The sequence below is a fragment of the Streptomyces sp. x-80 genome (genome assembly GCF_046549095.1).
In the GTDB taxonomy this organism is placed as follows: domain Bacteria; phylum Actinomycetota; class Actinomycetes; order Streptomycetales; family Streptomycetaceae; genus Streptomyces; species Streptomyces celluloflavus.
The window spans coordinates 274163-290950 of the sequence record NZ_JAJPWM010000011.1 but is presented as its reverse complement, the minus strand read 5'-3'; the positions used below and the strand labels follow the sequence as shown (position 1 = coordinate 290950).

Genomic DNA, 16788 nt, shown 5'->3' with positions numbered 1-16788 from the left:
CAGCATGTCAACGGCACCCGTCGAACCGCCGCAACGGTTGGTGAGCGCACTGAGCGGCGATCCGGACAGCCCCGTACGGAAGTGGCTGGCGGCGCTGCCGACAGTGGTTCAGCAGCGGCTGGACGCATGGGATCTGACGCTGGAGCGGGTACAGGCGCCCGGTGGCCGCGGCAGTCTCGTCGCGCTCGTACGGCAGCGGGACGGGACGCCCGCCGCGCTGAAGTTCCCGGTGCCGGGGCGGGCGTCCGCACGGGAGGGTGCGGCGCTGGCGGCGTGGGACGGCTGGGGCGCGGTGCGGCTGCTGCGGTCCGACGAGACCGATGGCGCGCTGCTGCTGGAGCGGCTGCACGGCGCGGTGTCGCTGCGTTCGCTGCCGGAGGCCAAGGCGCTGCTGGAGGCGGCCGGGACGGTGCGCCGGCTGTGGGTGGCGCCGGCCGAGGGGCATCCCTTCGAGACGCTGGCCGGCCGCACCGAGGAGGCGGTGGCGGCGCTCGGGACCACCGGGGCGCTGGTCCCGGCCGCCGGACCGCTGGTGGACGAGGCGCGGGAGCTGCGCCGGGCGCTGCCGGCCGGCAGTGCGGAGCAGGTGCTGCTGCACGGCGCGTTCCGGCAGGGCAAGGTGCTGGCCGGTGAGCGGGTGCCGTGGCTGGCGGTCGGCCCTGCGCCGGTGGTCGGCGAGCGGGCGTACGACCTGGCGGGCCTGGTGCTGGACCGCTTCGAGGACCTGGTGGCCGGTTCCGGTGGGGCGGCCACGGCCCGCCGCAGGGTGGCCAGGCTGGCCGACTCCCTGGAGGTCGAGCGGGACCGGCTGCGGGCCTGGACGCTGTACCTCGCGGTCGCCGCGGGCGTCCGCGAATCCGCGGCCGGTGACCGCCGGCACGGCGAACTGCTGCTGGAGTTCGCCACCTGGCTGTAGCGGGCGGGCACGCGAACGGGCCGGCCGGGGTGGATGGCCACCCCGGCCGGCCCGGATACGGGGGTTACGCGCCGAGGCGGGCGACGGCCTCCTCGACCGTCAGCTCCTCGCGCTCGCCGGTGCGGCGGTCCTTGACCTCGACGACGCCCTCGGCGGCGCGGCGGCCGGCGACCACGATCGTCGGGACGCCGATCAGTTCCGCGTCGGTGAACTTCACACCGGGCGAGACACCGGCCCGGTCGTCGACGAGGACCCGCAGGCCCGCGGCGCCGAGCCGCTCGCCGATCTCCAGGGCGAGCTCGGTCTGCTTGGCCTTGCCGGCGGCGACGACATGGACGTCGGCCGGGGCGACCTCCCGGGGCCAGCACAGCCCGGACTCGTCGTGGGTCTGCTCGGCGAGGGCGGCCACCGCGCGGGAGACGCCGATGCCGTACGAGCCCATGGTGACCCGGGCGGGCTTGCCGTTCTGGCCCAGCACGTCCAGCCCGAAGGCGTCCGCGTACTTGCGGCCCAGCTGGAAGATGTGGCCGATCTCGATGGCGCGGTCGATGCGCAGCCCGGCGCCGCAGTTCGGGCAGGGGTCGCCGGGCTCGACGACGACCACGTCGAAGTACTCGTCGACCTCGAAGTCGCGGCCGCACACGACGTTCCTCGCGTGCGTACCGGGCTTGTTGGCGCCGGTGACCCAGGAGGTGCCGGGGGCGATGCGCGGGTCGGCGAGGTAGCGGAAGGACTTGCCGGCCAGGCCCTGCGGACCGACGTAGCCGCGGACCAGGTCGGGGCGGTCGGTGAAGTCGTCGGCGGTGACCAGTTCGACGGTGGCCGGTGCGAGGTGCTCGCCGAGCTTGCCGAGGTCCACCTCGCGGTCGCCGGGGACGCCGACCGCGACGATCTCGCCGTCGACCTTGACCAGGAGGTTCTTGAGCGTGGCGGAGGCCGGGACGCCCAGGTGCGCGGCGAGCGTCTCGATGGTCGGGGTGTCGGGGGTGTCCAGCTCCTCCAGGGGGCCGTGCGCCGAGCCGTCGGCCGCGGCGACCTTGACCGTCACGGCCTCGGTGTTGGCGGCGTAGTCGCAGGCCGGGCAGTCCACGAAGGTGTCCTCACCGGCGGCGGCCGGGGCCAGGAACTCCTCGGAGGCGGAGCCGCCCATCGCGCCGGAGACGGCGGAGACGATGCGGTAGTCCAGGCCGAGCCGCTCGAAGATCCTGGTGTACGCCTCGCGATGCAGCGCGTAGGACTCGGCCAGGCCCTCGTCGGTGGTGTCGAAGCTGTACGAGTCCTTCATCTGGAACTCGCGGCCGCGCAGCACGCCGGAGCGGGGGCGGGCCTCGTCGCGGTACTTGGTCTGGATCTGGTAGAGGATCACCGGCAGGTCCTTGTAGGACGTGCACTGGTCCTTGACCGTGAGGGTGAAGATCTCCTCGTGCGTGGGGCCGAGGAGGTAGTCGGCGCCCTTGCGGTCCTTGAGGCGGAAGAGGAGGTCGCCGTACTCCTCCCAGCGGCCGCTGGTCTCGTAGGGCTCGCGGGGCAGCAGCGCCGGGAGCAGGACCTCCTGGCCGCCGATGGCGTCCATCTCTTCGCGGACGACGCGGGAGACGTTCTCCAGGACCTTCTTGCCCAGCGGCAGCCAGGTCCAGATGCCGGCGGAGGTACGGCGGACGTATCCGGCGCGCACGAGCAGCTTGTGGCTGGCGGTCTCGGCGTCGGCCGGGTCGTCGCGCAACGTCTTGATCATCAAGCGGGACATGCGCTGGACCTGCGCGGCGTGGGCCATGGGAGTTTCTCCTGCGTAAGAAAGGTGACTCCCTGGAGGTTAGCCGCAGGGATGTGGCGCACGGAAATGCGTTCTCCGCCGCACCGGCCGGGCGGCGCGCGCTCAGGGACGCCGGAGCGGCAGCGGCGCGCCCATCACGGCGTACGGCGTCGGGGCGCTGGGGAAGAGCACCCGGCGGGCGAGGTCGCGGTAGCCCAGGGAGCGGTAGAGCCCGCGGGCCGGGCTCTCGGTGTCGACGGCGGAGAGGATGCTGCGGGGTTCGCGGGCCTCGTCGGTGATGCGGGTGATCAGTGTCCGGCCGATGCCGTGCTGCTGGTGGGCGGGGTGGACGTGCAGTTCGGTGATGACGAAGGAGTCGTCGAGCCAGTGGTCCAGGCCCTCGCTGCGCAGGTAGGGCTCGACGACGGTGGACCACCAGTGGGCGCGGTCGTTGGGCATGCCGTAGACGAAGCCGACGAGCCGGCCGGCCGGGGTGGTGGCGCCCAGGGCGCGGGCGCCGGGGCAGGTGAGGTGGCGCAGCACGATGTGCCGGCGGACGGCGATCTCGTCGTCGGTCAGGCCGAAGGCGAGCGCCTGGACGGCGAGCGCGTCATCCACCCGGGCAACGAGATCAAGGGGGCCGACCACGACGTCATCCATGGTCGGGAGCGTACAAGGAGGCGGCCGGGGACCGTACGCCGATGGCTCAGAACAGCACGCTCATGAACGCGCCGACCTCTTCGAAGCCCACCCGGCGGTAGGAGGCGCGGGCGGCGGTGTTGAAGTCGTTGACGTAGAGGCTGGCGATCGGGGCGACATCGCTGAGGGCGTAGCGCAGCACGGCGGCCATGCCGGTCTCCGACAGGCCCTGACCGCGGCGTTCGGGGGCGACCCAGACGCCCTGGATCTGGCATGCCTGCTGGGTGGCGGCACCGATCTCGGCCTTGAAGACGACCCGGCCGTCCTCGATGCGGGCGAAGGACCGGCCGGCGCCGACGAGTTCGGCGACCCTGGCCTGATAGAGGAGTCCGCCGTCGCCGGCCAGCGGCGAGATGCCGACCTCTTCGGTGAACATGGCCACGCACGCGGGCATGATCACGTCCATCTCGTCCTTGCGGATCCGCCGTACGTACGGGTCGGGCGCGATCTCGGTGGACGGGGTGCGGGTGACCATCAGGGGCTGGTGGGCGCGGACCTCGCGGGCCGGGCCCCAGGTGGGTTCCAGCAGTGACCACAGTGCGGCGGTGGGGCCGGCCGGGCCGACGATGGAGGAGCAGCGGCGGCCCTGGCGGCGGGCGCGCTCGGCGAAGCCGCGGACGGCCTCGGTGGTGGCGCAGACGGGGACGAGGTTGGCTCCGGCGTAGCACAGGGACCGCAGCCGGCCGTCGGCGTACCAGCCCCACATCTCGCCGCCCAGCCGCCAGGGGTCGAGCCCGGCGATCTGGACGCGGGCGGCGACGAAGGCGTTGGCGACCGGGTCGCGGTCCAGGACCGCGAGGGCCTCGTCGAGCTCCCCGGGCTCCAGGACCTTGATGGTGGTGGTCGTCAGCACGTGTCGGAAAGCCTCACCGGTGCGGGCCTGGGAGGTCAGGCGGGAGCAGGTCCTGGCACTTTACCTCTCCGTGCGCGGGAGCACCCGGCCCGCTGCGTGACGGCGCACACCGCGGTTCCGGGCGGGCGTTCTGCGACGCGTCGCGGTACGCGTGAGCCCCGCGGCCCGGGTGGGGCGGCGGGGCTCGGGGACGCGGGGTGGCGCCGGGGCGTCAGCGGCTCACACGGCGACCGGGTCGCCGGCGGCCGTGACGACCGGGGCGCCGGAGGCCACGCCGTCCTTCTCCATCTGCTCGGCGATCTTCATGGCCTCTTCGATGAGGGTCTCGACGATCTTCGACTCGGGGACGGTCTTGATGACCTCACCCTTGACGAAGATCTGCCCCTTGCCGTTGCCGGACGCCACGCCCAGATCCGCTTCCCGGGCCTCACCGGGGCCGTTGACGACACAGCCCATCACGGCGACCCGCAGCGGCACCTCCATGCCCTCCAGACCGGCCGTGACCTGGTCCGCGAGCTTGTACACATCCACCTGCGCACGGCCGCACGACGGGCACGAGACGATCTCCAGGCGGCGCTGCTTGAGATTGAGCGACTCCAGGATCTGAAGGCCGACCTTGACCTCCTCGGCGGGCGGCGCCGACAGCGACACCCGGATCGTGTCACCGATCCCCTCACTCAGCAGCGCACCGAACGCCACCGCCGACTTGATGGTGCCCTGGAAGGCCGGGCCCGCCTCCGTGACACCCAGGTGCAGGGGATAGTCACAGCGCGCGGCGAGCTGACGGTAGGCATTGACCATCACGACCGGGTCATTGTGCTTCACCGAGATCTTGATGTCCCGGAAACCGTGCTCCTCGAAGAGCGACGCCTCCCACAGCGCCGACTCCACCAGCGCCTCCGGCGTCGCCTTCCCGTACTTCGCCAGCAGCCGCGCGTCCAGCGAACCCGCGTTCACACCGATCCGGATCGGCGTACCCGCCTCGGACGCCGCCTTCGCGATCTCCCGGACCTTGTCGTCGAACTGCTTGATGTTCCCCGGATTCACCCGGACCGCCGCACACCCCGCATCGATCGCCGCAAAAACATACTTCGGCTGGAAGTGAATATCCGCGATCACCGGAATCTGCGACTTCCGCGCAATCACCGCCAGCGCATCCGCATCATCCTGCGTCGGACACGCCACCCGCACGATCTGACACCCCGACGCCGTCAGCTCCGCGATCTGCTGAAGCGTCGCCCCCACATCAGAGGTCCGCGTCGTCGTCATCGACTGCACCGAGACCGGTGCGTCTCCGCCCACGGCGACCGTTCCGACCTGGATCTTGCGGCTGACCCGGCGGTCGGCGAGCTTGGTCGGTACGTCCGGCATTCCCAGCGAAATGGCAGTCATCTGGCGAGCAACCCCAAGGTGTGGATCATGGTCCCGAGAACGGCGGGCTCCGGCCATCGAGATTACGTCACCGGGGTTGTCCCCGGCACATCGTGCCCCGCCGCCACGGGAGAACCGCGGCCGGACACCCCGCGGTCACCCGTGGGCCGCCCGGCCGTCACACCGACGGACCAGCGGGTTTCGGCCAGCGGTGCGCTAGCCGGTCAGCTTCACCGGATTGACCACGTCGGCGACCAGCACCAGCAGGGTGAAGCAGATGAAGATCCCCGCCACGACGTAGGCGACCGGCATCAGTTTGGCCACGTCGAAGGGGCCGGGGTCGGGACGCCGGACCACCCGGGCCAGGAAGCGGCGGAGGGACTCCCAGAGGGCACCGGCGATGTGCCCGCCGTCCAGCGGCAGCAGCGGCAGCATGTTGAACAGGAAGAGCGAGAGGTTGAATCCGGCCACCAGGAAGAGCATGGTCGCCACCCGCTGCTGCGGCGGGATGTCGAGGGAGAAGACCTCGCCGCCGACCCGGGCCGCGCCGACCACGCCCATCGGGGAGTCCTGTTTGCGCTCGCCGCCGTTGAAGGCGGCGTTCCACAGGTCCGGGACCTTGCCGGGGAGGTGGACCAGTGATGCGACGCCCTGCTGGACCATACCGGTCATGCGGTCCACGGACTGGCCGAAGGACTGCTGGACGACGCCGCTGGCCGGGGTGAAGCCGAGGAATCCGGCGGAGACGTACTGGCCGGGGACGTAGCCGCCGCGGCCGTCGGTCTTGGCGACCTTGTTCTCGATGAGGTCGGCGTGGAGTGTGGTGCGCGCGCCGTCGCGCTCGACGACGAGCGTCGCGGGCCCGGTCGTGTCGCGGATCTCGTCCTGGAGGGTGCCCCAGTCGGGGACGGCCCGGCCGTTGAACGAGACGATCTTGTCGCCGGCCTTCAGGCCCGCGGCCCTGGCCGGGGAGTCCTTGGCGCCCGCGGGGCACTTGTCGGTCTTGGCGGAGGCCGCGATGACGCAGTCCGAGACCGAGCCGACCTGGGTCGTCTGGGTGTTGATGCCGAAGCCCATCAGCACGCTCATGAAGATCGCGACCGCGAGGATCAGGTTCATGAACGGTCCGGCGAACATCACGATGACGCGCTTCCAGGGCTTGCGCGTGTAGAACAGCCGCTTCTCGTCGCCCGGCTGGAGCTCCTCGAAGGCCGCCGAGCGGGCGTCCTCGATCATGCCGCGCCACGGCGAGGTGGAGCGGGCCTGGAGCCTGCCGTCATCGCCCGGCGGGAACATGCCGATCATGCGGATGTAGCCGCCGAGCGGGACGGCCTTGATGCCGTACTCGGTGTCGCCCTTCTTCCGGGAGAAGAGCGTCGGTCCGAAGCCCACCATGTACTGCGGCACCCGGATACCGAACAGCTTGGCCGTGGAGAGATGGCCGAGCTCGTGCCAGGCGATGGAGAACAGCAGCCCGACGACGAAGACGACTATGCCCAGAATGGTCATCCATGCCGTCATGCGCGTGCCTCCGAAGGTGTACGTGCCGCTCGGGCGGCCAGTTCGCGGGCGCGGGCACGCGCCCAGGTCTCCGCCTCCAAGACGTCCGCGACCGTGAGGGAGGTTCCCCGCGCGGGTGTCCCGTGCTCGGCGACCACTTCGGCGACCGTATCCACAATCCCTGTGAACGGCAGCCCGTCGGCCAGGAAGGCGGCCACGCATTCCTCGTTCGCCGCGTTGAAGACGGCGGGGGCGGTGCCGCCCAGAGTGCCGACGTGGCAGGCCAGCGGGACGGACGGGAAGGCCGCCTCGTCGAGCGGGAAGAACTCCCAGGTGTGGGCCTTCGTCCAGTCCACACCGGGTGCGGCGGCCGGGACACGCTGCGGCCAGCCCAGCCCGAGCGCGATCGGCATCCGCATATCGGGCGGGCTGGCCTGGGCGAGGGTGGAGCCGTCGGTGAACTCCACCATCGAGTGGATGTAGGACTGCGGATGGACGACGACCTCGATGCGGTCGAACGGGACGTCGAACAGCAGATGCGCCTCGATGACCTCCAGGCCCTTGTTGACCAGGGTCGCGGAGTTGATGGTGACGACCGGGCCCATGGACCAGGTGGGGTGCGCCAGCGCCTGTTCGCGGGTGACCCCGGCCAGCTCCCGCTTCGTACGGCCCCGGAACGGGCCGCCGGAGGCGGTGACGACGAGCTTGCGGACCTCGGCGCGGGCGCCGCCCGTCAGGGCCTGGAAGAGCGCGGAGTGCTCGGAGTCGACGGGGATGATCTGGCCCGGCGCGGCGACGGCCTTGACCAGCGGTCCGCCGACGATCAGCGACTCCTTGTTGGCCAGTGCGAGCACCCGGCCCGCCTTGAGGGCGGCGAGGGTGGGGGCGAGTCCGATGGAGCCGGTGATGCCGTTGAGGACGGTGTGGCAGGGGGAGGCGGCCAGTTCGGTGGCCGCGTCGGGGCCCGCCAGGATCTCCGGCCGCGGCTCGCCCGCGCCGTACTGCGCCGTGAGCGCCTCGCGCAGCGCCGGTACCGCCTCCGGGCGGGCCACCGCGACGGTACGCACCCGCAGCTGGTGCGCCTGCCGGGCGAGCAGCTCCACCTGGCCGCCGGCCGCCGAGAGCGCGGTCACCCGGAAGCGGTCGGGGTGGCGCAGCACGATGTCGATCGCCTGGGTGCCGATCGAACCGGTCGACCCGAGGATCACGAGGGTGCGCGGCGTGCCCGGCTCGCTGGGAGCCGGCTCGAAGCGCAGGTGCGGGTGGGCGAGGGAGTCCGTCATGCGGTCCATTGTGGCCGGTCGGCACGGTGCCGGGGGCACCGCGTCGGCCGGCCGGCGGTCCGGGGCCGGCGGGGCGGGCCGCACGGCCGGTCCGGGGCGGGTCCGGCGACCCCCGCGGGTGACCCGTCGGCCGTGCGTACGGGCCGCCGGTCCGGCCGTTTGCTCAGCGGATCGGGCGGCGTACGGAGTCCTTGTCGCTGGGGCCGGGGGTGGCGTCGGCGATCCAGGGGCCGTCGTCGCTGGGGTCGAGGATGCCCTCCTCCAGCCAGGTGTAGCCGCCGCCGAGGACCCCGGCGACGACCTTGCGGTCGAGGTCGTCGGTGTTGGTCCACAGCCGGCCGAAGAGTTCGTCGACGCGGATCCGCGACTGGCGGCAGAACGCGTCGGCGAGCTGCCGGGCCGCGCGGCCGTGGTCGCCCGTGACCCGCAGGTGCTCGGCGCGTACGCAGACCGCGCTCATCGCGAAGAGTTCGGCGCCGATGTCGACGATCCGGCCGAGGAAGCCCTGTTTGGTCTCCATCCGGCCCTGCCAGCGGGACATCGCGTAGAAGGTGGCGCGGGCGAGCTTGCGGGCGGCGCGTTCGACGTACCGCAGATGACCGGCGAGCTGCCCGAACTCCTGGTAGGTACGCGGGAGTTGGCCGGGGCCGGTGACGAGCGTGGGCAGCCAGCGGGCGTAGAAACCGCCCGCCTTCGCCGCGGCCCGGCCCTTGTCGGCGAGGGACGCGCGGGGGTCGATGAGGTCGCCGGCGACCGACAGATGCGCGTCCACCGCCTCGCGGGCGATCAGCAGATGCATGATCTCCGTCGAGCCCTCGAAGATGCGGTTGATACGCATATCGCGCAGCATCTGCTCGGCCGGGACGGCGCGTTCACCGCGGGCGGCGAGCGAGGCGGCGGTCTCGAAGCCGCGGCCGCCGCGGATCTGGACCAGTTCGTCGGCCATCAGGCAGCCCATCTCGGAGCCGTAGAGCTTGGCCAGCGCCGCCTCGATGCGGATGTCGTTGCGGTTCTCGTCGGCCATCTGGGAGGAGAGCTCGACCACGGCCTCCAGGGCGAACGTCGTCGCGGCGATGAACGAGATCTTGCCGCCGACGGCCTCGTGCTCGGCGATCGGGCGGCCCCACTGCTCGCGGGCCGCGGACCACTCACGGGCGATCTTCAGGCACCACTTGCCGGAGCCGACGCACATCGCGGGCAGCGAGAGCCGGCCGGTGTTGAGCGTGGTCAGGGCGATCTTCAGGCCGGCGCCCTCGGGGCCGATGCGGTGCGCGGCGGGGACGCGGACCCGGTGGAAGCGGGTGACGCCGTTCTCCAGGCCGCGCAGGCCCATGAAGGCGTTGCGGTGCTCGACGGTGATGCCCGGCGAGTCGGCCTCGACCACGAAGGCGGTGATCCCGCCCTTGTGGCCCTCGGACGCCGGCACCCTGGCCATCACCACCAGGAGGTCGGCGACTACGCCGTTGGTCGTCCACAGCTTCACGCCGTCCAGGACGTAGTCCTCGCCGTCCGGGACGGCGCTGGTCGCCAGCCGGGCCGGGTCGGAGCCGACGTCCGGTTCGGTCAGCAGGAACGCCGAGATGTCCGTACGGGCGCAGCGCGGCAGGAACGTGTCCTTCTGCTCCTGGGTGCCGAAGAGCTTCAGCGGCTGCGGTACGCCGATCGACTGATGCGCGGAGAGCAGTGCGCCGGTCGCGGGGCTGACGGAGCCGACCAGCGCGAGGGCCCGGTTGTAGTAGACCTGGGTGAGCCCGAGGCCGCCGTATTTCGTGTCGATCTTCATGCCGAGCGCGCCGAGCTCCTTGAGCCCGCGCACGGTCTCGTCCGGGATCTGTCCCTCGCGCTCGATCCGGGCGCCGTCGATCTGCGTCTCGCAGAAGGTCCGGAGCGCGGCCAGGAACGCCTCCCCGCGCCGTACGTCCTCCGCCGCGGGGGCCGGGTGCGGGTGGATGAGGTCGAGCCGGAAGCGCCCCAGGAACAGCTCCTTGGCGAAACTGGGCTTGCGCCAGCCCCGTTCCCGGGCCGCCTCGGCGACCTGCCGGGCCTCGTGCTCGGAAACGTTGCGGGTGGTCGGAGCGGTCATCGTGAGCTCACCTCGCCGCGGATCGGGTGATCGGCCGTCTGTGCCGGCGGGCCGGTCGGCGCCGGACTCTGCTACTTGTGAGGGTTACCCGATTCGCGGGGGTTGCACCAGTGGTGCGGCGGGACGGACCGGAGCGGGCCGGCGGCGGCGCGCCCGCCCGTGGCACCGCCCGGCGGACCACAGCGGCCGGCAACGCGGCGCGGCGCGCTCCGGAACGATGTTCCGAAGCGCGCCGCGAGGGGGCCGGGCCGGGGACGGGCCGCCGGCACGGCGGCCCGTCGCTGTCCACCGGGCCGGGCCGGTCGGGTGGCGGTGGGACTCAGAGCGCCAGGCCGGTCAGGACCAGGACCCGCTCGTAGGTGTAGTCCTCCATCGCGAAGCGGACGCCCTCGCGGCCCACGCCGGACTGCTTGGCGCCGCCGTACGGCATCTGGTCGGCGCGGTAGGACGGCACATCGCCGATGATCACGCCGCCGACCTCCAGTGCGCGGTGGGCGCGGAAGGCGGCCTGCACGTCGTGGGTGAACACCCCTGCCTGGAGGCCGTACTTGGAGTCGTTGACGGCCTCGAACGCGGCCGCCTCGCCCTCGACCTTCCGGACGGTGAGCACCGGGCCGAAGATCTCCTCGCAGGCGAGCGTCGCGTCGGCGGGCACGTCCGCGAGCACGGTCGGCGCGTACGAGGCGCCGTCCCGCTCACCGCCCGCGAGCAGCTTCGCGCCGCGCTGCACGGCCTCGTCCACCCAGCTCTCGACGCGCTGCGCGGCGGCCTCGCTGACCAGCGGGCCGACCTCGGTCGCGTCGTCCGACGGGTCGCCGGTGACCTGCGCCTCGACGGCGGCCACGATCTTCGGCAGCAGCCGGTCGTAGACGGCGGCGTCGGCGATCACCCGCTGCACCGAGATGCAGGACTGGCCGCCCTGGTAGTTGGAGAAGGTGGCGATGCGCTGTGCCGCCCAGTCCAGATCGGCCTCGGAGGAGAAGTCCGGCAGGACGACGGCCGCGCCGTTGCCGCCCAGCTCCAGGGTGCAGTGCTTGCGTGGCACCGAGTCCAGGATCGCGTAGCCGACCTGCTCGGAGCCGGTGAAGGAGACCACCGGCAGCCGCTCGTCCTGGACCAGCGCCGCCATCCGGTCGTTGGGCACCGGCAGGATCGACCAGGAACCGGCCGGCAGCTCGGTCTCGGCCAGCAGCTCGCCCAGGATCAGGCCGGACAGCGGTGTGGCCGGGGCCGGCTTGAGGAGGATCGGGGCGCCGGCCGCGATGGCCGGGGCGATCTTGTGGGCGCAGAGGTTGAGCGGGAAGTTGAACGGGGCGATGCCCAGGACCGTGCCGCGCGGGAAGCGGCGGGTCAGCGCGAGCCGGCCGGCGCCGCCCGCGTCGGTGTCCAGGCGCTGCGCCTCACCGCCGTTGAAGCGGCGGGCCTCCTCGGCCGCGAAGCGGAAGACGGAGACGGCCCGGCCGACCTCGCCGCGCGCCCACTTGATGGGCTTGCCGTTCTCGGCGGAGATCAGCTGGGCGATCTCCTCGGTGCGCTCCACCAGGCGGCGCTGTACGTGGTCCAGGGCCGCGGCGCGGACGTGCGCGGGGGTCGCGGCGAACTCGTCCTGGACCGCGACGGAGGCGGCGACGGCATCCTCGACCTGGGCCTCGGTGGGAACGCTCACCGTGCCGACGAGACGTCCGTCCCAGGGAGAGGTGACATCGAAGGTGGCCTCGCCGGTGGCCTGGCGGCCGGCCAGCCAGAAGGCGGTGGGGGCTGCATCATCGTGGATCGGCACAGTGGATCCCGGCCCTTCAGAAGTGGTGGGGTGGTACGCATGGCACTGCGGCGGCAGCTCTGCTGCCCCCACCGTAGGGGTGCGGCGGCGCCCTGGCGTTTGTCCGAAGCGTAGTAATCGGACCGCGGGTCTCTCCGCGGTGGAGGGGCCCGCCGCGCGCGCGGGACGCGGGCGCGGGGACGGCCTGCGCGCAGGGTGCCGGGCGCCTCGGGGCCGGTCCGCGCCTCACTCCCCCGGTGGCACCGACGTCGCCTTGAGCGCCAGCCACAGCTCCATCCGGACGTCCGCGTCGTCCAGCGAGCGGCCGAGGATCTCCTCGACCCGCCGCATCCGGTAGCGCAGGGTGTGGCGGTGCACGCCCAGGTCGGCGGCGGCCGCGTCCCACTGGCCGTGCCGGGACAGCCAGGCGCGCAGCGAGGCGACGAGATCGCCGCGGCCGGTCGCGTCGTGCTCGCGCAGCGCCCGCAGCAGCCCGTCGGCGAAGGCGCGTACCGCGTCGTCGGCGAGCAGCGGCAGCACGGAACCGGCCGCCACGTCCTCGTGCTCGACCAGTGCGCGGCCCCGGCGGCGGGCGACCGACAGCGCCTGTTCGGCCTGGCGGTAGGCGTGCGCGGCGGCGGCCGGGCCGGTCGGCGCGGACAGGCCGACGGCGATCGGCGGGCCGCCGCGCCCCGCCCCGGCCCGCGTCGCGCGCCCGCGGGCCCGCGACGGCGCCTCGAAGCGGGCCTCGGCGGCGGCCGCGTACTCGGCGCAGGCGTGCGCGGCGGCCCCGCCGTCCGCGACCAGCGCGATCAGCCGGGTGCCGTCCGGGACGGCGAGCACCGCCTCGCCGGTCCGCGCCGCCGCGGAGTCCATCGCGTCGCCGAGCGCGTCCAGCACGGCCGGCGGGGCGGCGGCCGGGGCCGGGGCGGCCGCGTCCTCGGCGGTGGTCGATTCGGCCACCACCATCCGGAACGGGGCGTCGAGCAGCCCGCCGTACAGCTGGCCGGCCACCGCCCGCGCATGGTCCGGCTGCCCCGCCAGCAGCATCGTCAGCACCGCCGCGCCGAGCCGCTGCTCGGCGTCCTGCAACGCCTTGGAGCGCTCGGTGGTGAGGGTGAGCAGCGCGACGGCGGAGTGCACGGCGTAGCGCTCCGCGGTGCCGAGCGGGGCGCCGGTACCGACCGCGAGGACACCGCGCGCCCGGCGGCCGGTGCCCAGCGCCTGGAGTTCGACGCGGTCGTCGCCGGCCACGTCACTGACGACGGAGCTGGCCGGGGCGGGCCGCTCGCGCAGCCGGCCGACGTCGTCGGCGAACCGGGCGGCGCGGCGGGCCGCCCAGTCGGGGGCGGCGGCGAGTACGGCGCCCGAGGCGTCGTAGAGGGCGGCCCAGCCGTCGAGGTGGGCGGCGAGCCGGGCCAGCAGCTCGGCCGGGCCCTCGGCGCTCAGCGCCGCCCGGGTCAGCTCCCGCTGCGCCTCGAATCCGGCGGTCACCGCGCGGTACTGATCGGCGGCGACGGCGGCCGAGACGGCCTTGCTGATCGCGATGAACGGGGTCCGGCGGGGCACCCCGAGCAGCGGCAGGCCCGCTTCCCGGGCGGCCGTGACCAGCGCGTCCGGCGCGTCCTCGTAGTTCACGCCGATCGCGAAGCCGAGCCCGACGACACCGGCCTCCGCGACCCGCCGGACATATCTGCGGGTCACGTCCGGGTCCTCGGCGTCCAGCTTGAGCGCGGTGATGAGCAGCAGCTCGCCCCCCTCCATGTAGGGCACCGGATCGATCAGCTCGCTGGCATGTGCCCAGCGCACCGGGACGTCCAGCCGGTCCTCGCCCGCGAGCACCGTCAGCTTGAGCGCGGTGTGGTTGACCAGGGAAGCGAGCGTGTGCGGCATGGGACCTTCGATGACGACGTCAGGGCGGCGGGCGCCGCCCGGTGGGGCGGGCGGCGGCACTGCCGGGATGATTGCGCCGTCCCGTATGAACGACTGCTGTCGATTCTGCCTCAACGGAGGAATCCGGGGTACGGCACCGGGGAATCCGGGGGAACGGGAGGGGTACGGACGGGGTGGCCGGGCGCTTCGCGGGGCGGGGCGGCCCCCGAGGGGGCCGGTCCCGCTCACGGCCGCAGGTCCACCAGCACCGGCGGTGCGTGCTCACCCCGGACCGAGGTCACCGACAGCACCGCGTGCCCGGCCGGTACGGAGTTGGCGAGGTCGGAGGCGGACCAGCGTTCGCGTTCGACGGTGCGGACGGTGACGGCCTTGGCGGTGGCCGCCTTGCCGGTGACCAGGTGGCGGAAGAGGTGGAACGCCTTCATCCCGGCGCCCACCGCGATGATCTGCCGGTCCGTCACATCGCGGGTCTCCACCCACTCCTTGCCCCACACCTCGGCGAACCGCGCGCCGTCCCAGGTCGTCACGCCCGCGAACGCCATCCGGCAGCCGACCGCGCCGAGCAGCGCACTGCGCAGCGCGTCGGGGACGTCGTCCAGGGAACGCAGCGTCAGCACCGCTCCGGCGTTCGCCGAGCGCAGCCGCTGGAGGCCGCGCAGCGCCTCGGCGGTGATGGTGTGCGCGGCCTCGTCGAGGACCAGACAGGCGAAGAGCGAGCGGTCGCCGCGGGCCACCACGCTCTCGGTGAACTGCGCGAGGACCAGCCGCGCGAGCATCCGCGAGGCTTCGGCGTGGCCGCGCTCGGGCAGCTCGATACGGATCCGCAGCGGGCGGTCCAGATCGCGCAGCGAGACCTGCCGAGTGCCCCCCTCGGGATCGAAGAAGGCGGCAAAGGCGGGCCGGTCCAGCAGGGCGATGCGGTCGGCGAGCAGCACACCGACATCACCGGCCCGCGCCGACTGCCGGGTGCGGGCGTCGAGTTCGCGCACCAGGGTGAGTGCGCCGGCACTCTCCAGGGCGGTACGCAGCGCGGCCACCGCCTCCGGCGCGCCGTCCAGCAGTTCACGCAGCTCCGGCACCGAGGGGAAGCGGTCGTGCGCCCCCCGGAAGGGGCCCAGGAGCTGGGCGAGGGCGGTCGCCGCGCGCCGGCTGTCGCCGCCGGGCAGCTGCTCGGCGAGGTCGCCGACCAGGGCCTCGGCCAGGATGCCGGCCGCCTCGTCCGGGTCGGTGGTGCCGCCGTACAGGTCGAGGTCGTACTCCGGGCCGGGGCGGCCGATCCTGACCACCCGGTCGAAGGCGTCGTCCGGGCCGAGGTCGGCACCGGCCGGTCCGACGGCGACGACCGCGCACCGGCCGGCGAGCGACTGGAGGCACATCGACTCCACGACCGGCCGCACCAGCCGGGTCGTCTTGCCGCTCCCGGAGGGGCCGACGGCCAGCAGGGAGGTGCCCAGCAGGCCCGGCTCCAGGGCGCAGCCGGCGCCGCGGTGCTGGTACGGGTTGCGCGGGTGGTCGGCGGCGGTGCCGATCCGGACCTGGTGGGCGAGCAGGTCGTGGTGGGCAGTCCGGCGGACCAGATCGCGCCGCCCCGAGGGGTGCGCGCAGGCCGCCGCGCCGTTGCGCAGCACGGTGTCGGTGAAGGAGGCGAGGGAGTGCCGGCCGGACCGCACCGACTGCCAGGCGCGCCCGATCCGGGCCACGTCCACATCGTTCATCCGGCCCGTGCGGGCCTCCGCGGCGAGCCGGTCGGCGGCGTCCGGCGCACCGTGGGCGCGCAGCTCGGGCCACTGTGCCGGGTCCACGGCCGACGCGGGTTCCGGGGCCGGTACGCGGTCGCGGGCGCGCCGGACGAGCGGCATCAGGAAGCGGCGGCCCAGCTCGGGCCAGCGGCCGATACGGCCGAAGACGACGGCGATGCCGCCGATCCACAGGGCGTAGTAGAGCTGGGAGGTGATGGCGAAGGCGATCCGGTCGCCGGGGGTCTCCCCGGCCACCCACGCGTCGGGGGCGAGGACGCTGACCGGCCAGGTCCAGTAGGGGCCCAGATAGCCGTTCCACAGCAGTGACCACAGCAGCCAGCCGCAGAGGAAGCTGATCACCGCACCGCTGATCAGCTGCCGTGCGGGCACCCGGTCGGGCTGCTCGGCGGCCCGGGGGCGGTGCCCGTACGTCCAGACGCCGGGCGGGGCGGCCGGGCGCGGGGCGCGCAGCCAGCCCAGCAGCGGCGGCTCCGGCGCGCCGGGCGGCGTCGCGGGTTTGGCGGGCGGCGGCACAGGCATGGCGGGCGGGGCGGCGGGCGGCGGCGGGACGGCCACCGGCGCGGCGGGCGCCGGGACGGGCGGCGGCGCGGGCGGTGCCGCGGGGTCCGGTGCGGCGGGGTCGGGTCGGTCCGCGCCGGCCGGCGGCCGGGAAGCGGTGTGCGGTGCGTCGTGCCTGCCCTCGGTGTCCATCCGGTGCCCCTTGTCCCCCTTGAGCCAAGACCCGCTGGGTCGTTGCCGCCTGCGCGCGCCCCGTACCGGCCACGGCCGGGCGCGCCGCCGCACAATCTACTGGCCGTACACGGGTGCTATGTCCGGCGCGGACAACGCAACACGCGCACTTCTCCCGAACGGAACATGCCAGACCCCGCCGCCCGCCCCTAGCCTGCGAGAACAAACCCTTGTCAGGTCCCGTGCCAC

General features: G+C 73.6%; 11 protein-coding genes. 1 reads left to right on the top strand and 10 read right to left on the bottom strand.

Going from position 1 to position 16788, the window contains the following annotated elements; all coding sequences use genetic code 11:
* The first annotated feature begins 4 nt into the window (after window positions 1–4).
* Complete coding sequence (locus ACLJWH_RS23665) at window positions 5–916, top strand: aminoglycoside phosphotransferase family protein (protein WP_411143731.1); 912 nt, start codon at window positions 5–7, stop codon at window positions 914–916.
* 64 nt (window positions 917–980) lie between these two features.
* On the opposite strand, the gene ACLJWH_RS23660 is transcribed toward ACLJWH_RS23665, so the two are convergent.
* The 10 genes from ACLJWH_RS23660 to ACLJWH_RS23615 form a co-directional block, all read right to left on the bottom strand.
* Window positions 981–2690 carry a proline--tRNA ligase gene (locus tag ACLJWH_RS23660; protein WP_411143730.1) on the bottom strand — a complete coding sequence of 570 codons (1710 nt, stop codon included), beginning with the start codon at window positions 2688–2690 and terminating at the stop codon, window positions 981–983.
* Window positions 2691–2792: 102 nt separating this feature from the next.
* On the bottom strand, window positions 2793–3329 hold the full coding sequence (locus ACLJWH_RS23655; RefSeq protein WP_411143729.1) for a GNAT family N-acetyltransferase: 537 nt from the start codon (window positions 3327–3329) through the stop codon (window positions 2793–2795).
* Between the two features lie 46 nt (window positions 3330–3375).
* Window positions 3376–4221, bottom strand: a complete 846-nt coding sequence (locus ACLJWH_RS23650; RefSeq protein ID WP_411143728.1) for a GNAT family N-acetyltransferase — start codon at window positions 4219–4221, stop codon at window positions 3376–3378.
* Window positions 4222–4440: 219 nt separating this feature from the next.
* Complete coding sequence (gene ispG, locus ACLJWH_RS23645) at window positions 4441–5613, bottom strand: flavodoxin-dependent (E)-4-hydroxy-3-methylbut-2-enyl-diphosphate synthase (protein ID WP_411143727.1); 1173 nt, start codon at window positions 5611–5613, stop codon at window positions 4441–4443.
* A gap of 195 nt (window positions 5614–5808) precedes the next feature.
* The gene (locus ACLJWH_RS23640) at window positions 5809–7113 is read right to left on the bottom strand and encodes a M50 family metallopeptidase (protein WP_411143726.1); all 1305 of its coding nucleotides are present in this window, start codon (window positions 7111–7113) and stop codon (window positions 5809–5811) included.
* Window positions 7110–8375 carry a 1-deoxy-D-xylulose-5-phosphate reductoisomerase gene (gene dxr, locus ACLJWH_RS23635; protein ID WP_411143725.1) on the bottom strand — a complete coding sequence of 422 codons (1266 nt, stop codon included), beginning with the start codon at window positions 8373–8375 and terminating at the stop codon, window positions 7110–7112. Before dxr ends, ACLJWH_RS23640 begins: the two co-directional genes overlap by 4 nt.
* A gap of 163 nt (window positions 8376–8538) precedes the next feature.
* Complete coding sequence (locus ACLJWH_RS23630; protein WP_411143724.1) at window positions 8539–10458, bottom strand: acyl-CoA dehydrogenase family protein; 1920 nt, start codon at window positions 10456–10458, stop codon at window positions 8539–8541.
* 319 nt (window positions 10459–10777) lie between these two features.
* A complete protein-coding gene (locus ACLJWH_RS23625) occupies window positions 10778–12238 on the bottom strand; it encodes an aldehyde dehydrogenase family protein (RefSeq protein WP_411143723.1) in 1461 nt (486 codons plus the stop codon).
* 225 nt (window positions 12239–12463) lie between these two features.
* On the bottom strand, window positions 12464–14110 hold the full coding sequence (locus ACLJWH_RS23620; protein ID WP_411143722.1) for a PucR family transcriptional regulator: 1647 nt from the start codon (window positions 14108–14110) through the stop codon (window positions 12464–12466).
* A gap of 224 nt (window positions 14111–14334) precedes the next feature.
* Window positions 14335–16560 carry an ATP-binding protein gene (locus ACLJWH_RS23615; protein ID WP_411143721.1) on the bottom strand — a complete coding sequence of 742 codons (2226 nt, stop codon included), beginning with the start codon at window positions 16558–16560 and terminating at the stop codon, window positions 14335–14337.
* Window positions 16561–16788: the final 228 nt, after the last annotated feature.